A 19,991-nucleotide genomic window follows, 5' to 3' on the forward strand; every position below is an offset into this window, starting at 1 on the left:
ATCTCCTCCGGCGCTGTCATCCGGTGGGAACATGAATGCAGTCGATGGACCGGCCCGGCACGACGCCGCAGAACATGGTGGAAATCGAATCGATGTTCCACACGCAGGCCCGCACTGTGCCTTCCGAGGAAAGGTGCTTGCGCGGGTTGCCGCCGTTGCTCATGAGCTGGATGGACTCCGAACACTGGCCTTTCGGCAGGCGGTGGACCCATCCGGCGTGGGCCGGTCTGATCTCGTTTTCAAACGGCGCGCGGTAAAAGAACCCGAACGCGAACGCCGCGACCAAAAGAACCGTAACGAAAATCTTCTTCATAAACGTTTTCTCCCGTTGGTTGTTGATAATCGGAAATCACCCCAGGAACCGCTGGACGGTAAAATAAATGGTGCTGAACGCGACCCATGCCGTCACGTTGAAATAAGCTATGGATTTCCAGCTTCCTATCTTTGCTTCCCGGCACACACTGAATGCGGCCAGGCAGATCATGACGCCGCAGAACACCAGCGTCGCCTCAACCAAAATGATGAACATCACTTCACCTCCGGAAATTCGTTGTGTTCGACACCGTCCAGCATTCTCCCCGCGCGCTTCTTGCCGACGCGGATCATCGTTGGCCCACTGATCGCCCTCACGTAGCGGCGCAGAATCTCTTCCTGAACTTGCTCGGTGTATTCAACCCATCCACCAACGTCCACCATTTGCAGAAATTCCCCGTTTTGTTTGTGAAAGTACGACACCTTCGACGCCTGGCAGTCGTCGCGTACTTCGCGGAACCAATTTGGGTCCGAAGGCCGCGCCTTCGGACCGCTTTCACCGCCGGTGATCACCCAATTGATTTTGTCCGCGCCCAGGTAGGGGGTGAGTTGAAGGGGGGCCAGCAACGGCTCTGCGGAAACGAGCCGCACGCGCGCTCTGATTTTCAAAAGCTCCTGAATGCGCCAGACGTGATCCATACTTTCGACCGACACACCGAGCCACACATTAGGCAGAGGCCAGACTTCTAATGTTTCGCGATTGCGCACCACATAGGTTTCCAACCATTCCCGCATTTGATTAGGGCGCTTGGTCAGGATTATGAAGGTGTGGCGCGGATGACCCCCCATCACTCGAAAGAGTTTTTCAAGAAACAGCGAAGGCATTCCGTGGTGGAACAGGTCTCCCATCGAGTTCAGGAAAATGCGGGACGGTTTTTTGAGACTGGCGATCTTGTCCAGCGCGCCTTCATCGATGTTCACCCGGCCCGTCCACTCGATGCCGCTTTTGGTTTTCCGGGTGAGACCGGAGAACTTCGGGTGATCCGGGAAACGGTGCGCGATGGGGATGGCGTAACAGTTGGCGCAACCGGCGGAAATCTTGTCGCAACCCGCGCCGATATTGATAGTCCTGTCGCACCATTCGATTTTGTTCATGATTCTTTCCTCGATCCGCATCGGGGCCAGAAGCAATCCCTCAACTCTCCGGTTTCCTGATCCAGGTGGCGCCGAATCTTTTGAATATCGTGAATGAAAGATCCGTCGGGGAAGTCATAAAGGCGCTCCCAGTCGAGCCGGTTTTTCTCATCGCAGAGGATCAACTCCTCCTGCAACTGACACTCCTGCGCAAAGTCATCCACCAACTTCAACTCACGGGCGCGATTGCAGACCAATTGAATCCAGTTGATTTGGGTAGGCATCACAATCTCCTTTTTAAAGTTCCTCAAACTCATTCCGCCGCCCTTTCCGCCATTTGGTAGTTGTCCGGCTTGACAAAATCCTTCCAGTGCACCCAGCGTCGGCGGCCGTGAGAGCCTGCAATGAAGGGCCAAAATCCCCACTCGCGGATTTTGGGTCCGGTGACAAACAGGCTGACCACCGGCCCGCGCACCACCACCAGGCGGTGCCGGAACGTGGCCCTGCGGAGCACCAGGCAACCGGGCCCCAGGGCGCGCGATCCGCCCCACAGAATTTCCTCGTAGGCGCCGCTTAAAATCAGCGACGCGTTGTGCCAGGGGTGATCGTGCAGGGCGCGGTCCCTGTCACTCCGGTGCACCTTATGCAGGTACACACGGAGCCACGGCGACTTGAACACCCACCAGCGCGACAGGTAATCCTTCTCGATCACCACATCAGCCTGGCGTCGTTGCATGTGCCGCATGGCCCACAACAGCAACTGGCGCCGGATACAGTCAGGAATTTTCAACATCGTTTTTCTCCTGTTCTTTGTGCATCCGGGTCAGGAAAAGAAGCGCCTTAGAAATCGCGCGCCACAAGGCTTCATACCGTGTCTCACCAACCGCGAACGCCGGTGCCCCGCCCCAAGGTCCATAAATAAGGCAACGCACCTGATCGCGATCGAATTGATACGAGATTACCTGCACGCCCTGGCTGACCAGAAAATCCAGGACACGGTTGTCCATGCGGTGGATCCCCGCATCGAACAGCACTCCCGGATCGTTCTCTTCTCCGGGTTTCGGGATTTTGATTTCGTTGTCGTACAACCCTGCATGCTCTTTTGTTTCCCTGCCAAAAAGGTCTTTAACCCGCTTTGCGTTGAACAGGTCGCTGTCCTGGATCAACGTTTTCACAGCATCACCCCGAATCCAATGGTCATCCGGAATGTTTGCCAAACTCATCTTCATGCTCCCTCCTTCCCAGCGGTCACGTTTCTCAAAATGATCCGGCCGTTTTCGGTGATGTGGATTTCTTCCAGGTCGCGGTCGTAGGTGATCAGGCCTTTCTGCGCGAGGTCCTTGCAGGACAGGCCGAAATCGTTCGGGTGTACGTGTTCCTCTCCAACTATTTCGACGAACTCACTGACCACGGCCTCGCGTTGATGGATGCCCTTCTCCAGAATTCGCAGAATGAAAAAACTTTTGGGATTGATCTTCTTTGCCATCGACTCATGCTCCTTTTGTTCGCCGCCGCGTCCGATGCTGTGCAGAAACTTTTTAATTTCCCGGCTCGCTTCATCGGCGGACATGAACTCGTTACCGGCCTGATCTATCCGGCTTCCCGCGGGGTTCCCGCCGTCTTCCCGGTGCACCTGTGGCCGGTTGCGTTTTTTCTCGGCGTGCGCCGCGTCGCTTTCCGCCAGGGGATAGACCACCTTGCGCAGGTAGTTGTGGTTTTGCAGAGGCCGCTTGATCGCATAATCCTGATCCAGCATTTTCTGCATGCCCTCCGCCCACTTCTCTTTCCGGCACGGGATGGCGGCGCTCCCTTGCACGTGGATAGTGCCCAGCCGAATCAGGTCGTTGAGCTCACTCAGAATCTTGTACGCTTTGCGCCAGGTGAGGCCGGTTTTGGCGGGGCGAAACAAGGCCAGGTATGCCGGCGCCAGGCGCAGGACCGGGTGCGGGATCTGGATCAACAGTTCCATAAACACCTTGATATCCGGCTGGTGCCAGGCATCGAGACCGCACTCCGTGCCGCAGGCCGGGCATTTCAGTTTCATGATTCAAACAACTCCGTCTGATATTCCGCGAGCAGGTCATTCAGGCTGATGCGTCGCACGGCGGCTTCCTTTTGCAGGATGCTGAGTGCATGGCTGTGGAGCTTGCCCGCGTATTCATCGATTTCGCGTCCGGTGACGGGAAAGAAATACCCGCCGCCTTTGCCATAGGTGGAACAAATCAGCTTGCCGTGGTTGACCACCAGGGAATGGATCACGTCCCTCAGCTTGCGGTCCGGAACCTCCGTCAACCGCACCAGGGCCTGCCGGGAAATGGCCGCCCCGGCTCCGTGGCGTTGGTCGATGCGGTTCCACACAGCGCATTCCCGGCGGGTCATTTCCATCACAGGCCTCCTTCCTCTTCTGGTGGGTGGTGCCCGGCGGCAAGGCGCGATTCCAGCAGTTCGATGCGTTGCAACAGATCTTTCGTGCCGGGAGTGCCTTCGGACGCAGGTTGTGGAGTAACACTCGCCGCCGCCTCGCCGCGCCCGGTCAACAACCAATGCAGATTGATACCGGTGTGCAGGGCGATGGCGTAAAGGGTTTTGGCCGACGGCGCGGAAAGGCCGCGCTCGATTTCGGAATAAGACCCGGCGGAGATGCCCAACGTCTTCGCCACCTGGTAGCCGCGCTGGCCGTGGTGCTGGCGCCAGACCTTGAGCCGTGCACCGATATGCTGAACGCTGAAACCTTCCTGCTCATTCGTTCCCAGCATGGGCCTTGATCTCCTCTTCATCGATTTCGTAGTAGAAAACGTCCTCGGATTTTTTATACACACCCACTTTTTCGAGTTGGGGCTCGCTCCATTTGTGCAGTTCATCCTTATCCACCTCTTCCTTGATGCGGATGCCCGCCTTGTCCTTCCGGCGCTTCAGAGCTTCGAGGACTTTTTTCCAGGTGACTTTTGACAGGGTTTTGAGCTGGGTGGATTTACGGAACCCGATCACGCCAAAGGTGAGCGTTTTGGATCGCGCCTTGTCGAACATGGTTTCCTTTCGGGTTTCCGCGAACGCCTGCAATCCCAGCTCCCGCCGCGTGATCTCCTGGCTCCTGGACTCGATCACCTCCGCCGTTTCCTTTTTGATGGCGTCAATGCGCTCGTTCATGTCCCCGGTCTTTTCAGCAATGAAACGCTGACTCTCCGCGATGAGGCGCAGGGCTTCGTTCGCTTCCTCGATGGAGTAGATGGGGATCATGTCAACCTTCACTTTTTTTCTTGCCATTACCGTTTGCCTCCTTGATTTTGTGAACTTCACGGGTTTTTGGGCGCGCCACCTGGCGCGTGATGAGCTGGTACACGTTGCCCTGGCGGACGCGCCCGGTCACGCGCACGTGGCCATTCGCGGTCAGTACTCTCAGATAATCGTCCACGCTGTGCCGGCTGATTCCGGTCAACTTGCAGATCTCGGCGCGGGTGAATACATTGCGGATGCGAATCGCTTTCCATATCCTGTCGCGCTGAGTGCCGTCCTTCTGCGGCGTCACCAGCGCCTGGCGCATGGCGGCCACATCCGTGATGCACCAGGTGGGGTTGCGCGTGTGACGGCCGGTGCGCTTCTCGTTCTTGATGGCGCGCCGGCGCACCGCCACCCAGCCGCGCCGTTCCAGCTTATCCAGGATGCGCAGGAGCGGTTTGCGCTCCAGACCGGACCACTCCATCAACGTTTCGGTGCGGACCTCCGGCGGCCTGCGGTCCACCAGCACGCGCATGATCTGCTCGGTCCGGTTCATTTCCATCGTTGCCTCTCCTTCTCCCAAACCTGTTTCAACTGATCGCGCGACAACTGTTTCATCTTCGAGTGCTTCGCCGTGCGCTCGGCAACGTCGAACAGATCCATCGTCACCCGGAACTTGCCGCCGGATTGTTCCAGGATGTAATCCATCGCCGCCGCATCCAATTTGGTTTCGCAAAGCCGACATGCCAGGCTTTCGATGTCGGATTTTTCAAACAGATCGAACTTGACGATGGTGCGGATGCGGTCGAAAAAGTGCGGGTATCGCTGGAGTTTCTTGTCTATGAGCTCCATGCCGGCGATGATCACCGGCACGTTGGCCTGGTCGTTGAGGTCTCGGATGATTTCGACAAATTTGTGATCGACGATGTAGTCCGCTTCATCGAAGATGAGGGTGCGCGGCCGCGCCAACAGTTGTTCCAGCGCCTGTTTGTACAGGTGACCGGTGTATCCCTTCGGCTCTTCACCCAGTTCGGCAACCAGGTTCTGCAAGAGTATTCTCGGCGAATCGATGAAACGGCAACGCAGGTAGGTGTAGCCGTCCTCCATCGCCTGCTTTTGCGTGACGAAAGTTTTTCCGGTGCCCGGCTTGCCGCGCAACAGCAGGATGCCGTGCCGTCCCCGAACGCCCTTTTTAAGGATTTCCAGACCCTTGTAGAAGGCCGCCACGTTTCGCGTATTGACAAAATTATTGTTCATCGATTACTCTCCAAAGAAATCGGCCCCACAGGCCGGTCAGGTTATTCAGCCCCCCTGCTGATTCGCTGGCTCGCGGAAAGCAGGGTGGGCTTTTTTACTTGCTCCAGTACAAGGTTTCGTTGCCGTTGATTCCATCCTCTTCGAGATCCGCCCACGCGGCGTCCCATCCGTCCACCTGGTCGTAATCCACAAAATAGAAAAGCGGATGCGGTGACGGTGCCTGCATGTTGTCGGTGCGGGTGAGCGTCATGTACTCTGGCGTGCCGTCCGCATCCTGGTCGTAATGTGTCTCCCAAAGCCCGTTGAAGTTCAGGTGGGTTTCGCAGATGAATTCCTGCGCCGGCACCGGCGCGACCCGGACCACATCTCCGGCCCAACTCTCATCCATCCAGACCAGCAGAATGGCCAGTAGTGACATAACGATATTGAAGACGATCAGGAACTTGACTTGCGGATACATGGTCAATCCTCCTCGTTGACGGCGCGTCCAGAGTTGCGCAGGACCTGCGCCCCGGTCTCGGTTTGATAGAACGTCTCCAGCCATTCGGTTTCTTCCTGCGTGAGCTGGTTTTTGGGTTTGTCTGCGAGGTATTCGTAGTATTCGTATTCGGTGGAGAACAGCGGGACGATGTTTTCTTCCGGCCCCGGAGAGTCCGGCTCCAGAGTGTCCGGGCCTTGCTGGATTTCCTCGTGTTGTTGTGTGGATGCGGAAACCTCCGGGATCTGTTTCGCCGCGTTGGCGCTATCGTGTTCACCGGAGATGCGTTCCAGTTGATCCGGGAGGTCCGGTGAAATTTCGATAATGCGGTTCCAGGGAAGCTCGTTGACCGCATCCATTGAGTTCTGGATTTGCAGTGATTTTTTGGCGAGGCGCGTCGTCTGGTTTTTCAGACTGCGGATCTCCGAAATACGGTGTTTGAGTTCGGAGACATCCTGCGCGTCGCCCAGGTGCGCCGCCATAGGGTGAATTGCTTTGCGCCGTTCGGCGGTGCAGAGGTGGTCTCCGGTTTTCAAATAAACATGAATGCGGGATATATCCTGCAGGTCGTACCGGATCACCACCTCGTTGCGGAATCCGTACAACGCATCATGGAAATAGTCGGCGTGCAGAAAGCGGATGCCGTTGCGCCCGATGCGTTTGACCTTCGCGTCCATCATCAAATAGGTCAGGGTTTCGGGATCCACATCGGCGCCGCGCCCAGCCTCAAAGACGTCTCCTTTGGTCTGCCCTTTCAGCGTGGGGTGCGGTTGCCAGGCGTGGTATTTCCACCATTCCCCCATACCCTTCAACACGGTCTGCACGTCAAGCGGTTTGGCTTTTGCGTTGTCGTACATTTCCTTCATGAGTTTTTCGTTTCGCATCATCGAGGCGGGCTTGTCGTTGATGCTGGAACCGCAAAAGCTGGGCAGGTAGCGCTCAAACTGGTTGCCGAAATCCTGAAAGAATCGCTCGATGGGTTTGGACCGCGCGTTGTACGGCCACGCGAAAACCGTTTTGATGTTGAGCCGGGCGAACATGCCGGCGAACCCGCATTGCGCAAGGTCCAGATCGCCTGTGAATACTTTCGATTTGAACGCCTTGCCGTTGTCCAGCAGGACCACTTTCGGCGTCATACCAAGAGTCAGGATGCCTCGGCGCAGAGCGGAAGCGATGAGCTGGGTGTTTTCGGTGAAACCGAGATCCCATCCAACGAGCACGCGGCTCTTCCAGTCGTAGAAGCCGATGAGCATCGGGCGGCACGGCCTGCCTGTCCAGGGATTGGTTACAAAAAAATTGCAGACATGGCCGTCGGCGACCAGCACATCACCCACCGCGAGCTGGTCGTCATCGCGTTCGATGTAGGGCAGAACCTTGTCGATGAGCGCCTTTTCGCCTTCGCGGTAAAAGGTCCACACGTTTTGATGCTGTTTCTTGAACCGCTCGACGGCGCGGCGCATGGTGCGCGGCGAAGAAGGGGACGGAATGCCGCGTTGTTCCAGGATGTATTTGGTCAACTGAATGGCGGTGCCGACCTTGATCCGGTTCTGATGGGCGAGCTGGTCGAACAGAACCTTTTGTTCGTCGGCGGTGAGGGTGGACGCGCCGTTGCGGTGCGCGCCCCAGCTTGGAGCCAGTGCGGTGTAATTGAAATCCGCTTCCTCATAATCCTTGCGCCAGCGGTTGAGCGTCGGGCGGGACACGTCGCCGAGCGCCGCGTGAATTTCCGCGAAGGCAACGCCTGAGTTGTAACCGGCGAGAAATTTATCCGTGGTCTTGCGGATGGACTGACCCCGGCGCTTGCCTTGTTCGCGGGCGGCGATGAACTGCACCACCAGGTCCGCGCGGGCGCGGGCGATCGTCTCCGCCCAATCGGGAAGGCGTCCATCCGATCGGCCGTCTGAGGTGGGGGCCGGGAGGGACGCATTGATAGCAACCGAGGCGGGAGGAGGTTCCTGGGCAACCAGCTTGACCTGGACGTCTTTAGGAAGATCGTCGAAACGGAAAAAATATTTGGAGCCGCCGCCGCGCAGTTTCTTTTGATGTTGTACGGGCCAATTTTGATCACCGGCGCGCTTGCGTATTCCACGAACGGTGACGTTCAGGTGGTCGGCGAGCTCTTCAATGCTCCATTCCGTTTTCATTTTTTCACCTTCAAAAGAATTTCGGGGACGCCCGCCTGCTGGAGCGCTTTCAGCACTTTTTTGTTGTTGCGCTTGCCGCGTATCGTCCTGGACACAAGGGCGATGTTCACGTTCGCGCGGCGGCCGATCTGCCGTTGTGTGATTCCTTTTCGTTTCAGGTGGGATTGAATTTCAATCCAGTCGCGTTCGCATGCGGTGGTCATAGTTGCCCTTCCAGCTTTCGTTGCTCTTTCACAAGTTGTTTGCGTTTCCGGTCCACCTTTGCCCATTCCAGGAGTTTGGTTTCTTCCGGGTTGATGACTTTCGCGTCCAGTGATCCGGCGAGGGCGGATAACAAATAAATCGATTTTGTGGCTTCGCAAAAAATGGGAACGAATTTGAGGGGGATCACATGCTCCGCGGAAAGCGCACACCACTTTTCCAGCATGTCCACACTGATCAGTTTCGATCGACTATTCATGACAACGCCGTGGATCCGGCAGAGTTCGTTCATCGCGTCGGCAACCTGAGCGCGGGAGAGTTTTGATTCGTACAGCGCCCAGCGCATGGCTTCTTTGATTTGCGGGATCGGGTTGAGGGATTTGCCGTCGAACAAGGTCATTTGCGGGTGGGATTCGTTTGCCTTGTCGGGCCAATGTGTGGATTCGGACATCCCGTTCATCCTTTTGGATGGTTTGTGGTCAGCACAAAACCGAAAACAGATATTGATTGAGGGTCAGGATTCCCCTAAAGTTGAAAAGGGCAATTGTTTGACCGAGAAAATAATTACATTTTAAGTGTAAAAAGTAAACAATAAAATTTAATTTTTTCACTAAATATATATTTTTTAAATCTTTATGGGTCTTTCTTGGTATAAAAATGAACTTCAAAGAGACGTGGAGGCGGGTGCAGGAGGTGACTGGATTTGATCGCCAAACTCAGTTGGCTGAGTTTTTAGGGATTGGTCCTGCAAGCGTCACAAATGCAAAACGTGCCGACTCTTTCCCTTCATCTTGGGCTTTGAAAATTGGTGAAAAATGGGGAGTGAACACCGATTGGATTCTCACCGGGAAGGGGCAAAAGTATTCGAAAGAAGGTGTGCGGGAAAGCCATGAAGCGTTCAACGATCAGGATCTGAGCGGCTTTATTTTCGTTCCACAGTATGATGTTAAGGCGGCGGCCGGAAACGGCATAGACATTCAGTCGGAATATGTGGTCGATTACCTGGCTTTCAAAAAAGCCTGGGTTAAAAAAAAGCTCAACGTGTCTCCTGGCAAACTGGTGCTGATCAATGTTTCCGGGGACAGCATGGAACCGACGTTAAAAGACGACGATCTGATTTTGATCGATACCGGCATCCGTGAATTTAAAAAGAACGCGCTCTATGTGTTGAACCTGGGCGGGGAGCTCCAGGTGAAGCGGATCGAGTACGTGCCGGGTGGGGATTTGATCATAAAAAGCGACAACCCGGCGTACACGCCGTTCACCGCGCGCGGTGAGCAGAAGGATTTGTTGATCATCGTCGGCCAGGTGGTTTGGTTTGGCCGGCAGATTTGATTCCCTAGCCTGACCAGGATGGGATGGAGCGGGGTTAGGTGGGAGCAACCGTTCACTAGGAAGGTTTCTCGATGGCACTCAAGCGATGCGATTGCGGAAAAGCCTACGCCGCAGACCGGGTTCAAAAATGCCCGTTCTGTAAAAGGCCTAACCTGGATTTCCCTAGCTGGGGCAATAAAATAAAGAAAGATCATCAGCAGAGGGTGGAGCAGATCGAAAAACGACAAGCATCTAAAAAAAGTAATAAGATCGCCTGCTCTGTTTGCGGGGAAGATATTTACAGATTTTCAAAATCCTGCCCGGAGTGTGGGGCTGAAATAAAACAGCTTTCTACTCTATCCGCGATTGGGATTACCCTAGGTATGGGTGGGGCCTTTGTGACTATGATTTTTGGTTTGTTGTTCCTCGCGGCGGCGGCCTTTTTCACTTATTTTGTTTTCAAATTCATCATTATTTTTGGTTCCTCGTAAATTTTTTTATATTTCTTTTAAGTCATTTATTTAAAAGAGTTTATTAAATTCCAGGTTGTCCGCGTAAAGTTCCCCGTAAAACCCTCCCAACGAGACACCGGTTTTATGTGTACAAACCCGCAATCTCCCGCCCCGTAAGAGTTTCCGCGTTTTTCCGCCCGTATTCCCTGCTCAAACTAAGTGTCACAAACCCTGTGGAAAACCGCCTTTCGAGTTGACACTTAATTTGAGATTTTTTCCCGTCGCTTCTCTGATAAGTCTTTATATTTCCCACATTTCCCCGATTCTTACCGCCTTTTCCCGGTATCTCATACTAACTGACACTTTATATCCACCAGCCCCCTCATGAATAACATCATGACAAATGTCGATGATGTGATTGGCCAGGAGGTTGTGAGCAATCTCGGATCTGGCGACAGAATATCCAATTACATGATAAGGCGCGTGCATGTCGTCAAACGCGGAGATCGAATCCTGTTGATTGCTGAAAAAGGAGCCTTGCGCATCACCGCGCCGGGACTGGTTCAGGAAAACGGATTCAAGGACGCCATCGTCAAGGTGCAAAACCTGCAAAGCCACAAAACGGTTTATGGAACCGTGGTGGATGCTAAAACCATTCGGGTGGATTTTTAAATGAACCTGTCGATGCAAATCACATTTCGGGGGATTCTTGTCCTGGCTTTTGTTCTTCCCGCACTGGCCCTGGGCGGGTGTGCGGCGCTGACAGAAAAAAAGCCGAGCCCCTCGGAGGATATCCTCAGGCATGCCATTTATGAGGAAAGGACAGAGCCGTACCAACGTCTGGAGGGTTCGCTGTGGCCGGGAGAAACTTCGGAGAATCTGCTTTTTGCGGATACCAAGGCGAAGCAGCTAGGAGATGTTGTGACCATCGAGTTGGAGGAAAACTTCACCTCCTCAAACTCGGCCACCACCGCCACGGCACGCGATTCCACCATAGACATCGAAACGGGAAGCGTGCTGGGTTTGCCCACAAGCCTGGGCATATCCAATTTCCTTGGCAGCACACAGGCCTTCAACCCGAACCTCAACACCAGCGTCAGCCGTTCACATGATGGAGAAGGAACCACCACGCGCGCGGGAACCATGACGGGCACCATGGCTGCCATGATCACCGAAGTTCTGCCCAACGGCATTTTCCGGATTGAAGGACGGCGCACCGTGACGGTGAACGATGAAGATCAGGTGATGGTTCTGGGCGGATTGATCCGTCGCGTGGACATCGGTTTTGACAACACCATTTCATCGCAGAACATCGCCAATGCATCCATAACTTATTCAGGAAAAGGCGTGGTCTCGGAAGAGCAGAGCCCGGGGTGGTTTTCACGATTCCTGGCGTACGTCTGGCCGTTTTAATCATTATGAAAAGCGAACACACATTCTATGACTGGAGAGATAACCATGTTTCGTAAGCTGGCGCTGTTCAAGGTGTTTGCGTTTCTGTTGTGCTTTTTCATGCTTACGGAAAACGCCAGCGCCATCCGCATCAAGGAACTGGCGAATGTGAATGGCGTGCGCGCCAACCAATTGATCGGGTTCGGATTGGTGATCGGCCTGGCCAACACCGGTGACCGGGCGACCAACGTGTTCTTCTCGATCCAGACGATGGTCAATATGTTGCAGAAACTCGGCGTCACCGTTCCGGAAGACCGGGTCAATCAGTTGCAGTTCAAGAATGCCGCTACCGTTATGGTGACCGCAGAGCTTCCGGCGTTCGCACATCAGGGTGACCGCATCGATGTGACCGTCTCCTCGCTCGGTGACTCGAGCAGTCTCCAGGGCGGCACCTTGCTCATGACGCCGTTGAAAGGTCCGGACTCCGTCACCTATGCCGTGGCGCAGGGCCCGGTATCCATTGGCGGCTTTGCCGTGCAGGGCCAGGCGCAGGGAGTGCAGGCGAATCATTTGAACGTGGGCCGCATAGCCGGCGGCGGCATGGTGGAAAAAGAACTGCCCAACACGTTCAATACCAAGGAAAGCATCATCCTGTCGCTCAAGCACACCGATTTCACTACAGGCAATCGCATTGCCAAAAAAATCAATTCCGTTTTGAAAGACGAGTTCGCGACAAACCTGGATGGCCGGACCATTCATATCAAAGTGCCCCTGTTTTACAGGAACAACGTGGCGGAATTCGTGACGCAGATTGAAGTGCTGGAAGTCCAACCGGATTCCGTGGCGAAGGTGATCATAGACGAAAGAACCGGCACCGTGGTCATGGGGGATAACGTAAAGATATCGAGAGTCGCGGTGGCTCACGGAAACCTGTTTGTCCAGGTCACAGAGGAACCCATTGCTTCCCAGCCGGGGCCCCTGTCTGAAAAAGGGGAAACGGCGATCCTGCCCAGAACGCGGATTGCCGTGGGGGAAGATGAAGACCGTCTGATCGTCGTGCCCGAAGGCATTGATCTCGGACAGGTGGTCAACGGGCTCAACGCCATCGGTGTGACACCGCGCGATCTGATCTCGATACTTCAGGCGATCAAGGCGGCGGGATCCCTGCATGCGGAACTGGATGTCATTTAAGCAAGCAAACTAGGAGAGGGGTGCAAGACCATGAACGGGTTTAAAAATCTGGCCGAACAAATGGAACGCATCAAAAACTGGGGTTTTGATTTCATCGCCATCCATGTGAAGGCCATCTGCATGGTCTTCATTCTGGTGTTTCTGTCGGCATGTGAGGTGAAGATGGCGCCCTCCCAGTTCTGGGAAGCGGTCTTCACGCCGGACACCGACTCCGAATACTACAAGAAGAAGTCGGAGAACCTGGTGTACGACCTCACCCAGGGGGTGCAGGAATACGAGATCAACAAGGTCGTCGTGCTGGACCTGGTGGACGATGAAAACCGGGTGCCTATTTTAGGCGAGTACATGTCGTCGCGCGTGGTGGAAGCCATCACCCGCGGCCGGTTCTTCCGTGTATCGCAGAAAGGAGAAGTGCTGGCCACGCTGGAGCGGTTGGAACTCAAACCCTCCGTGCGCTACACCAAGGAAGAGATCCAGCGCATCGGCCATGAGTTGAAGGCGCAGGCCATCATCAACGGAAAAGTGCGCGACATCGGCGCGAACATCGACGTGCACGTTTCCATGGTGGACATCGCCAGCGGCGAGGTCATCGCCTCGGCCACCGAACAATTGAACCGCACGCGGTTTGCGGTAGAGCTTCTGCGCCATTACTGATTCGCCCTCGGTAATGGATTTCCATTCCGGATGAGCGCCACCTCCGCTTGTCCGGAAAAACAAAACCACCCTGTCCACAAGGCAGGGTGGTTTTTTGTTTTGAAGCAATGCGTCGCCTGGTTCCTCTGCAAAGCAGTAGCCGGTTGGCTCGGGTTCAGCCCGCGCTTTCTGGAAACGGGAGGAGCTTTTTGAGACGCGCCCACGGACCATCGTTCGCCCGCAAAGCAGTAGCCCGTTGTCCCGGACTCAGTCCGTGCTTTCTGGAAAAGGGAGGAGCTTTTTGAGACGCGCCCACGGACCATCGCTCGCCCGCAAAGCAGTAGCCCGTTGTCCCGGACTCAGTCCGTGCTTTCTGGAAAAGGGAGGAGTTTTTTGAGATGCGCCCACGGACCATCGTGTGCCCGCAAAAGCAGTAGCCCGTTGTCCCGGACTCAGTCCGTGCTTTCTGGAAAAGGGAGGAGTTTTTTGAGATGCGCCCACGGACCATCGTGTGCCCGCAAAAGCAGTAGCCCGTTGTCCCGGACTCAGTCCGTGCTTTCTGGAAAAGGGAGGAGTTTTTTGAGATGCGCCCACGGACCATCGTGTGCCCGCAAAAGCAGTAGCCCGTTGTCCCGGACTCAGTCCGTGCTTTCTGGAAAAGGGAGGAGTTTTTTGAGATGCGCCCACGGACCATCGTGTGCCCGCAAAAGCAGTAGCCCGTTGTCCCGGACTCAGTCCGGGCTCAGCCCGCGTCCGGCGCGGTGCGGGGAGGCACGGTGCCGTGGTCCAGCACATGGCGGTAGCGCGCCAGCGCCATCAGCGGAAAAAACTGGCGGTACATATGGTAGCGGATATAGAAGTGTTCGGGGAAGCCCGTGCCGGTGAACTCGTCCTCGTACCACGAGCCATTACCCAGTTGCGTGGCGATCAAATACTCGACGCCGCGGCGCACCGCCTCGCTGTCCACCTCTCCCGCCTCTACCAGTGCCATCAGCGCCCACGCGGTCTGCGACTTGGTGCTGTCGCCCTTTCCGGCGTATTCGTAGTCGGAGTAGCTGTGGCAGGTTTCGCCCCAGCCGCCGTCCGCGTTCTGCCGTGAATTCAACCAGTCCACCGCTTTTCGCACCATCGGTGATTGCATGTCCTCGCCGATGGAACTCAAGCCCATCAGCACCAGCCACGTGCCGTAGATGTAGTTCACGCCCCAGCGGCCGAACCAGCACCCTTCCCGCTCCTGGCTGTCGCGGATAAACGTGAGAGCGTGCTCGATGCGCGGGTCTTTCGGATCGTGACCGATGCGCCCCAGCATCCACAAAATGCGTCCGGTCACGTCCACCGTCGGCGGGTCCAGCATGGCGCCATGGTCGGCGAATGGGATTTCATTGAACAGTTCGTGATCGTTATCCTGATCGAACGCGCCCCAGCCGCCGTTACTGCTTTGCATACTCATCAGCCAGGTGAGGGCGCGCTGGAATTCTTTTTCCTTCCATTCGGTGTTGGAAAACGCCGTGCGGTGGATCGACATCAGGATCTCCGCCGTGTCGTCGGTATCCGGGTACGCCTCGTTGTAAAACTCAAACGACCAGCCGCCCGGCGGCGTGTGCGGGTTTTTGATCTTCCAGTCGCCCGGCCGCGTCACCTGCTTTTTCATCATCCACTCCACCGCTTTCACGATGCGCGGATCGTCCCCCGGCACGCCCGCGTCCATCAGTGCGTTGCAGGAGATCGCCGTGTCCCACAAAGGCGAGACACAGGCCTGCATCCATTCCTGATCGCCCTGCCGGATGAAGAAACGGTCGATGCCCTCCATTCCTTTAACGATGGCCGGGTGATCCATCGGGTACCCCATCAGGTTCAGTGCCAGCACGGAGTTGAACATGGCAGGCTGGATGCCGCTGAAGTCGCCTTCCGGTTCCTGGTGTTTGAGGATCCATTTTTCGGCGCGGCGCATGGCGATTTTTCGGAACGGTTTCCACGAGGATTTGCCGAGCAGTTTCAGCACGCGGTCGGCCAGCATGAACATCGACGACCAGTTGAGGCCCGGGTTGTGGTTCTTCACCCCCATGTCGCGGTCGGCCCCGGTGAAGATTTCCGGTACGCTTTGTTCCGTCGGCAGGGGCCACACCGGTTTCAACGAGCACACGACCGAGAGCGGCACCACCGTGCCGCGCGACCAGCTCGACATCTCATAGATGTTGAAGTAAAACCACGTGGGCAAAAGCACCGCCTCGACCGGCGTGGCCGGCGTCCATTTCCAGTCGATCTGTCCCAGCATGGCGAGGAAGATTTTGGTGAACACCCGCGCTTTGCGCACCCCGCCCAGGCTGAAGATGCACTGGCGGGCTTTTGCCATTTCGGGCGCATCCAAAGGAAGCCCGCACATTTTGAGCGCAACGTACGCTTCCACCGTGGTGCCGATATCCGGCGGACCGCCGTAGTACAGCGTCCAGCCGCCATGGTCCCGCTGTTGCGCCAGCAGGTAGTTCTTGATGCGTTCCTTTCTTTCCGGCTGGTCGAGCCCGAGAAAGTGCAGAAGAAAAATGTATTCGGCGGTGATGGTGACGTTCGACTCCAGCTCCTCCACCCAGTACCCCTCCGGATACTGCGTGGCAAAATGGTGATCGCACGAGCGGGCAATGGCGGCGTCCAGCCGGGCGCGGTCATTTTCAGGCGGTGCGGAGCGGTCGGAATTTGTGGGGTCGGACTGCAAATTTTTTAGATTTGGATTCTGCATATTCGAAAAAAATGGTAAACTTTGGGTTCTCCACCGGCAACGCCGATTTCCAGCCAATCTGAAGGAAACGCTAAAATACCGCAAACCGTTTCCAAAGGGAAGCCCGGAACGGGCCCGGAAGCGATTATTTTTCAAAATGTTTCGCTTTCCTGTTGACACCGGCGCCGGAGTTTTCTAGTATAACCCGTTTACATATCCAGTTGAAATCTCCAGGTTATTGAAATGAAAACGTTTTCCGCGAAACAAAGCGATGTGGAAAAAAAGTGGGTCGTGGTGGATGCCGCGGACCAGCCGCTCGGCCGTGTGGCCAGCAAAGTGGCGGCGATCGTCCGGGGTAAAACCAAACCCATTTTCACCCCCCATGTGGACACCGGCGACAATGTCATTGTCATCAACGCATCCAAAGTGAAGTTGACCGGCCGCAAATGGGAAGACAAAGTTTATTACCATCACACCGGTTGGCCCGGCGGCATCAAATCCAAAACCGCGCGCGAGGTCCTGGGCAAACAGCCGAAGGAATTGTTGAAGAATGCCATCAACGGCATGCTTCCGAAGAACCGGCTGGGTCGGACCCTGAAAAACAATTACCGGATTTACGACAACGACAACCACCCGCATGACGGCCAGAAGCCGGAAGCGGTGGCGCTTTAAGCGATTGGGAGTTTTTTGAATGGAAGATCGATACTACGCAACCGGACGAAGAAAAGAATCCATCGCCAAAGTGTGGATCACGCCGGGTGAAGGCCAGATCACGGTCAACAACAAGAATCTCGACACCTACTTCGGCCGGCCGACGGCGGAGATGATCGTGCGCCAGCCGCTGGTTCTCACCGAGACGCTCGGTAGCTTCGACATCCGGGCGACGGTGCTGGGCGGTGGTTTGTCCGGCCAGGCCGGTGCCTTGCGGCTTGCCGTGTCGAAAGCGCTTCTGGGATCCGATCCCGAACTGCGCCTCCCCCTCAAAAAAGCCGGATTCCTCACCCGCGACCCCCGCGAGGTTGAGCGTAAAAAATACGGCCGTCGTGGTGCCCGCAGACGCTTTCAGTTTTCCAAGCGCTAAAAATTCTTCTGCGGACTTCCTTTCCGCACGTTTCCTGAATTATCATGTGGAAGGTTCGGTCCCCGAACCTTCCATTTTTTTTGTGATCCCGTTATGAACCGAGTCAGCATCGCAGGAGCCACGGGGTACACCGGCATCGAACTGCTTCGCCTGCTGGTGCGCCACCCCGGTGTGCGCATCGTGTCCTTGACCGCCGAATCGCACGTCGGCAAGAACATCGCCGAAGTTGCGCCCTCGCTTGCCGGTTATCTCGACCACACGCTGGTGCCGCTGGACGGCTCGATCGGCGAGGATTGCGACATCCTGTTCCTCGCCCTGCCGCACACCGCATCCATGGCACACGTGCCGGAATTGTTGCAGAGCGGTTGCCGCATCGTCGACCTGAGCGCCGACTACCGCCTGCACGACAGCCAGGTGTACAACGAGTGGTACAAGACGCAGCACCAGAATCCCGAACTGCTGAAAGAATCGGTGTACGGCCTGCCCGAGTTGCACCGGTCGTCCATCGGCCCCGCGCGGCTCGTCGCCAACCCCGGCTGTTACCCGACGGGCGTCATCCTCGCTACCGCGCCGCTGATCCAGACCGGCTGGGGCGACGCGGATTCCATCGTCGCCGACTGCAAGTCCGGTGTCTCCGGAGCGGGAAGGAAACTCAGCCAGGGCACGCAGTACTGCGAAGCGAATGAAAGCGTGTCCGCCTACGGACTCGCTGAGCACCGCCACGCACCGGAGATCGAGCAGGAGATCAGCCGCCTCGCCGCGCGCGATGTCACCATCACGTTCTCGCCGCACCTCATGCCCATGACGCGCGGCCTGCTTTCCACCGTGTATGTGAACCTCAAGCAGGAAATCGACCGCGACCGCCTGCACGAGCATTACCAGGCGTTCTACGAAAAGGAACCGTTCGTCCGTGTTCTGCCTCCGGGCCGTTATGCCAACACGCATTTTGTCGCCGGATCCAACTTCTGCGACATCGGCGTGCAGGTGGACACGCGGAACCGTCGCGCCATCATCACCAGCGCCATCGACAACCTGATGAAAGGCGCGTCCAGCCAGGCGGTGCAGAACATGAACCTGATGCTTGGCCTCGAAGAAACCGCGGGACTCGACACGCCGCCGCTATTTCCTTAGTAACGTCTTTTGATGTTTCTCCCCCTGTAAAGGGGAGGATTGAGGTGGGTCCTTCATCACCTCCCTTCAGTCCCCTCCCTGGGGAGGAGGGGAAGCGGTGGGTCCTGTACATCATGCCACGGAACATTCATAACCCTATTTCCAAGACACGCTCATGAAACTGAAAACGAAAAAGACCTTGTCGGTGCCGGGCTTCAAAGCCGGGGGGATGGCCTGCGGCATCAAGAAAAACGGCAAACCGGACCTCGCGCTGATCGTCTCCGACACGCCCGCCGCCGCCGCCGGACTGTTCACCACCAACCGCGTGGTCAGCCCCACAGTCACCGTAACGAAACAGCACATCCAAAGCGCGAAAAGCGTGCGCGCCATCGTGGCCAACAGCGGCAATGCCAACGCCTGCACCGGAACGGAAGGGGAGAAAACCTGCCGCGACATGGTGGCGCTCACCGCACAGCAACTGGGCGTCGCCGGAAAAGAAGTGCTGGTCGCATCCACCGGCGTCATCGGGGTGAAACTGCCGCTCGCCCCAGTGGAGAAGGGTCTGCCGCAACTCGCTGGCGCGCTTTCGCCGAAAGGATGGGGCGACGCGGCCAAAGCCATCCTCACCACCGACCTCGTCACCAAAACCGCGTGTGTCGAGTACGACGGCGTCACCGTTGGCGGCATCGCCAAGGGATCGGGCATGATCCATCCCAACATGGCGACCATGCTGGCGTTTGTCGCCACCGATGCGAACATCGGCAAAGCCGACCTCAAGGCCGCGCTCAAAGCGGCGAACGAACATACCTTCAACCGCATCAACGTCGATGGCGACACCAGCACCAACGACATGGTGCTGGTTTTGGCGAACGGGCAGGCGGGGAACGCTCCGGTCAAAAAAGGCACGCCGGCGTTCCAAGATTTTGTTGAGGCGCTGACCGCGGTGTGCCGGTCTCTGGCGTTTGCCATCGTGAAAGACGGCGAGGGCGCGACCAAGTTCGTCACCGTCTCGGTCCAGGGCGCGAAGACGGAGAAGGACGCCCTCACCGTGAGCCGCGCTGTGGCCGATTCCAAACTGGTGCAGACGGCGCTGTTCGGCGAGGACCCGAACTGGGGCCGCATCATCGCCGCCGTCGGGTACGCGGGCGTGCCGGTGAAACCGGAGAAGATCGACATCGCATTCAACGGAACGCCGCTGGTGAAGAACGGCGCGCCGGTGGCGAACCTCTCCACCACGGCGCTTCGCAAACAGATGAAGGCGAAGGACCTCAGCATCGACATCGGCCTCGGCATGGGCAAGGCGTCGGCCGAAACCTACACCTGCGACCTGTCCTACGACTACGTCCGCATCAACGCCGAGTACACGACGTAAGAACCCTTCACCACAGAGGGGCGCAGATAAACACAGGGATTCTTGTTTTTG

At 56.6% G+C, this 19,991-nt stretch carries 27 protein-coding genes; 10 read left to right on the forward strand and 17 right to left on the reverse strand.

Annotation, left to right across the window (positions count from 1 at the left end; genetic code table 11):
• Positions 1–16 precede the first annotated feature (16 nt).
• The 16 genes from J2S31_RS00705 to J2S31_RS00780 form a co-directional block, all read right to left on the reverse strand.
• Positions 17–313 carry a hypothetical protein gene (locus J2S31_RS00705; protein ID WP_237097121.1) on the reverse strand — a complete coding sequence of 99 codons (297 nt, stop codon included), beginning with the start codon at positions 311–313 and terminating at the stop codon, positions 17–19.
• A gap of 36 nt (positions 314–349) precedes the next feature.
• On the reverse strand, positions 350–529 hold the full coding sequence (locus tag J2S31_RS00710; protein WP_237097122.1) for a hypothetical protein: 180 nt from the start codon (positions 527–529) through the stop codon (positions 350–352).
• Positions 529–1,407, reverse strand: a complete 879-nt coding sequence (locus J2S31_RS00715) for a DUF5131 family protein (RefSeq protein WP_237097123.1) — start codon at positions 1,405–1,407, stop codon at positions 529–531. The genes J2S31_RS00710 and J2S31_RS00715 overlap by 1 nt, the downstream gene beginning before the upstream one ends.
• Complete coding sequence (locus J2S31_RS00720) at positions 1,404–1,670, reverse strand: DUF6874 family protein (RefSeq protein WP_237097124.1); 267 nt, start codon at positions 1,668–1,670, stop codon at positions 1,404–1,406. The genes J2S31_RS00715 and J2S31_RS00720 overlap by 4 nt, the downstream gene beginning before the upstream one ends.
• Positions 1,671–1,699: 29 nt before the next feature.
• On the reverse strand, positions 1,700–2,179 hold the full coding sequence (locus tag J2S31_RS00725) for a hypothetical protein (protein WP_237097125.1): 480 nt from the start codon (positions 2,177–2,179) through the stop codon (positions 1,700–1,702).
• The gene (locus J2S31_RS00730; protein WP_237097126.1) at positions 2,163–2,615 is read right to left on the reverse strand and encodes a hypothetical protein; all 453 of its coding nucleotides are present in this window, start codon (positions 2,613–2,615) and stop codon (positions 2,163–2,165) included. Before J2S31_RS00730 ends, J2S31_RS00725 begins: the two co-directional genes overlap by 17 nt.
• Positions 2,612–3,430: a hypothetical protein gene (locus tag J2S31_RS00735; RefSeq protein WP_237097127.1), complete on the reverse strand. Its 819-nt coding sequence runs from the start codon at positions 3,428–3,430 to the stop codon at positions 2,612–2,614. The genes J2S31_RS00730 and J2S31_RS00735 overlap by 4 nt, the downstream gene beginning before the upstream one ends.
• Positions 3,427–3,771: a hypothetical protein gene (locus tag J2S31_RS00740; RefSeq protein WP_237097128.1), complete on the reverse strand. Its 345-nt coding sequence runs from the start codon at positions 3,769–3,771 to the stop codon at positions 3,427–3,429. The genes J2S31_RS00735 and J2S31_RS00740 overlap by 4 nt, the downstream gene beginning before the upstream one ends.
• Positions 3,771–4,142 (reverse strand): helix-turn-helix domain-containing protein, encoded by a 372-nt coding sequence (locus J2S31_RS00745; RefSeq protein ID WP_237097129.1) that lies wholly within the window; start codon positions 4,140–4,142, stop codon positions 3,771–3,773. Before J2S31_RS00745 ends, J2S31_RS00740 begins: the two co-directional genes overlap by 1 nt.
• Positions 4,126–4,650 carry a host-nuclease inhibitor Gam family protein gene (locus J2S31_RS00750; protein ID WP_237097130.1) on the reverse strand — a complete coding sequence of 175 codons (525 nt, stop codon included), beginning with the start codon at positions 4,648–4,650 and terminating at the stop codon, positions 4,126–4,128. The genes J2S31_RS00745 and J2S31_RS00750 overlap by 17 nt, the downstream gene beginning before the upstream one ends.
• On the reverse strand, positions 4,625–5,164 hold the full coding sequence (locus J2S31_RS00755; RefSeq protein ID WP_237097131.1) for a hypothetical protein: 540 nt from the start codon (positions 5,162–5,164) through the stop codon (positions 4,625–4,627). Before J2S31_RS00755 ends, J2S31_RS00750 begins: the two co-directional genes overlap by 26 nt.
• Positions 5,155–5,859 (reverse strand): AAA family ATPase, encoded by a 705-nt coding sequence (locus J2S31_RS00760; protein ID WP_237097132.1) that lies wholly within the window; start codon positions 5,857–5,859, stop codon positions 5,155–5,157. Before J2S31_RS00760 ends, J2S31_RS00755 begins: the two co-directional genes overlap by 10 nt.
• 94 nt (positions 5,860–5,953) lie before the next feature.
• Positions 5,954–6,319 (reverse strand): hypothetical protein, encoded by a 366-nt coding sequence (locus J2S31_RS00765; RefSeq protein ID WP_237097133.1) that lies wholly within the window; start codon positions 6,317–6,319, stop codon positions 5,954–5,956.
• Positions 6,320–6,321: 2 nt separating this feature from the next.
• A complete protein-coding gene (locus tag J2S31_RS00770) occupies positions 6,322–8,481 on the reverse strand; it encodes a Mu transposase C-terminal domain-containing protein (protein ID WP_237097134.1) in 2,160 nt (719 codons plus the stop codon).
• Positions 8,478–8,684 (reverse strand): hypothetical protein, encoded by a 207-nt coding sequence (locus J2S31_RS00775; RefSeq protein ID WP_237097135.1) that lies wholly within the window; start codon positions 8,682–8,684, stop codon positions 8,478–8,480. The genes J2S31_RS00770 and J2S31_RS00775 overlap by 4 nt, the downstream gene beginning before the upstream one ends.
• Positions 8,681–9,133, reverse strand: a complete 453-nt coding sequence (locus tag J2S31_RS00780) for a hypothetical protein (protein ID WP_237097136.1) — start codon at positions 9,131–9,133, stop codon at positions 8,681–8,683. The genes J2S31_RS00775 and J2S31_RS00780 overlap by 4 nt, the downstream gene beginning before the upstream one ends.
• A gap of 206 nt (positions 9,134–9,339) precedes the next feature.
• Here J2S31_RS00780 and J2S31_RS00785 point away from each other — a divergent pair, with 206 nt between their 5' ends.
• From J2S31_RS00785 to J2S31_RS00810, 6 genes are all read left to right on the forward strand, one after another.
• A complete protein-coding gene (locus tag J2S31_RS00785) occupies positions 9,340–10,017 on the forward strand; it encodes a LexA family transcriptional regulator (protein WP_237097137.1) in 678 nt (225 codons plus the stop codon).
• 71 nt (positions 10,018–10,088) lie between these two features.
• Complete coding sequence (locus J2S31_RS00790) at positions 10,089–10,487, forward strand: hypothetical protein (RefSeq protein WP_237097138.1); 399 nt, start codon at positions 10,089–10,091, stop codon at positions 10,485–10,487.
• Positions 10,488–10,832: 345 nt separating this feature from the next.
• The gene (gene flgA / locus J2S31_RS00795; protein WP_272908472.1) at positions 10,833–11,120 is read left to right on the forward strand and encodes a flagellar basal body P-ring formation chaperone FlgA; all 288 of its coding nucleotides are present in this window, start codon (positions 10,833–10,835) and stop codon (positions 11,118–11,120) included.
• Entirely contained in the window at positions 11,121–11,861 is a 741-nt protein-coding gene (locus tag J2S31_RS00800) for a flagellar basal body L-ring protein FlgH (protein ID WP_237097140.1), read from the forward strand. It begins immediately after the preceding gene.
• 45 nt (positions 11,862–11,906) lie between these two features.
• Complete coding sequence (locus J2S31_RS00805) at positions 11,907–13,031, forward strand: flagellar basal body P-ring protein FlgI (RefSeq protein ID WP_237097141.1); 1,125 nt, start codon at positions 11,907–11,909, stop codon at positions 13,029–13,031.
• Between the two features lie 30 nt (positions 13,032–13,061).
• The gene (locus tag J2S31_RS00810) at positions 13,062–13,685 is read left to right on the forward strand and encodes a hypothetical protein (RefSeq protein ID WP_237097142.1); all 624 of its coding nucleotides are present in this window, start codon (positions 13,062–13,064) and stop codon (positions 13,683–13,685) included.
• 721 nt (positions 13,686–14,406) lie between these two features.
• Here the strand turns inward: J2S31_RS00810 and shc are convergent.
• Positions 14,407–16,398: a squalene--hopene cyclase gene (gene shc / locus J2S31_RS00815; protein ID WP_237097143.1), complete on the reverse strand. Its 1,992-nt coding sequence runs from the start codon at positions 16,396–16,398 to the stop codon at positions 14,407–14,409.
• 222 nt (positions 16,399–16,620) lie between these two features.
• On the opposite strand from shc, the gene rplM reads away from it, so the two are divergent.
• The 4 genes from rplM (at position 16,621) to argJ (ending at position 19,940) form a co-directional block, all read left to right on the forward strand.
• Positions 16,621–17,049, forward strand: a complete 429-nt coding sequence (gene rplM, locus J2S31_RS00820; RefSeq protein WP_237097144.1) for a 50S ribosomal protein L13 — start codon at positions 16,621–16,623, stop codon at positions 17,047–17,049.
• A gap of 19 nt (positions 17,050–17,068) precedes the next feature.
• Positions 17,069–17,458, forward strand: a complete 390-nt coding sequence (gene rpsI, locus J2S31_RS00825) for a 30S ribosomal protein S9 (RefSeq protein ID WP_237097145.1) — start codon at positions 17,069–17,071, stop codon at positions 17,456–17,458.
• Between the two features lie 93 nt (positions 17,459–17,551).
• A complete protein-coding gene (gene argC, locus J2S31_RS00830; protein WP_237097146.1) occupies positions 17,552–18,589 on the forward strand; it encodes an N-acetyl-gamma-glutamyl-phosphate reductase in 1,038 nt (345 codons plus the stop codon).
• Positions 18,590–18,743: 154 nt separating this feature from the next.
• Positions 18,744–19,940 (forward strand): bifunctional glutamate N-acetyltransferase/amino-acid acetyltransferase ArgJ, encoded by a 1,197-nt coding sequence (gene argJ, locus J2S31_RS00835; protein ID WP_237097147.1) that lies wholly within the window; start codon positions 18,744–18,746, stop codon positions 19,938–19,940.
• Positions 19,941–19,991 lie beyond the last annotated feature (51 nt).

This window comes from Nitrospina gracilis Nb-211, assembly GCF_021845525.1.
GTDB classification, from domain to species: domain Bacteria; phylum Nitrospinota; class Nitrospinia; order Nitrospinales; family Nitrospinaceae; genus Nitrospina; species Nitrospina gracilis_A.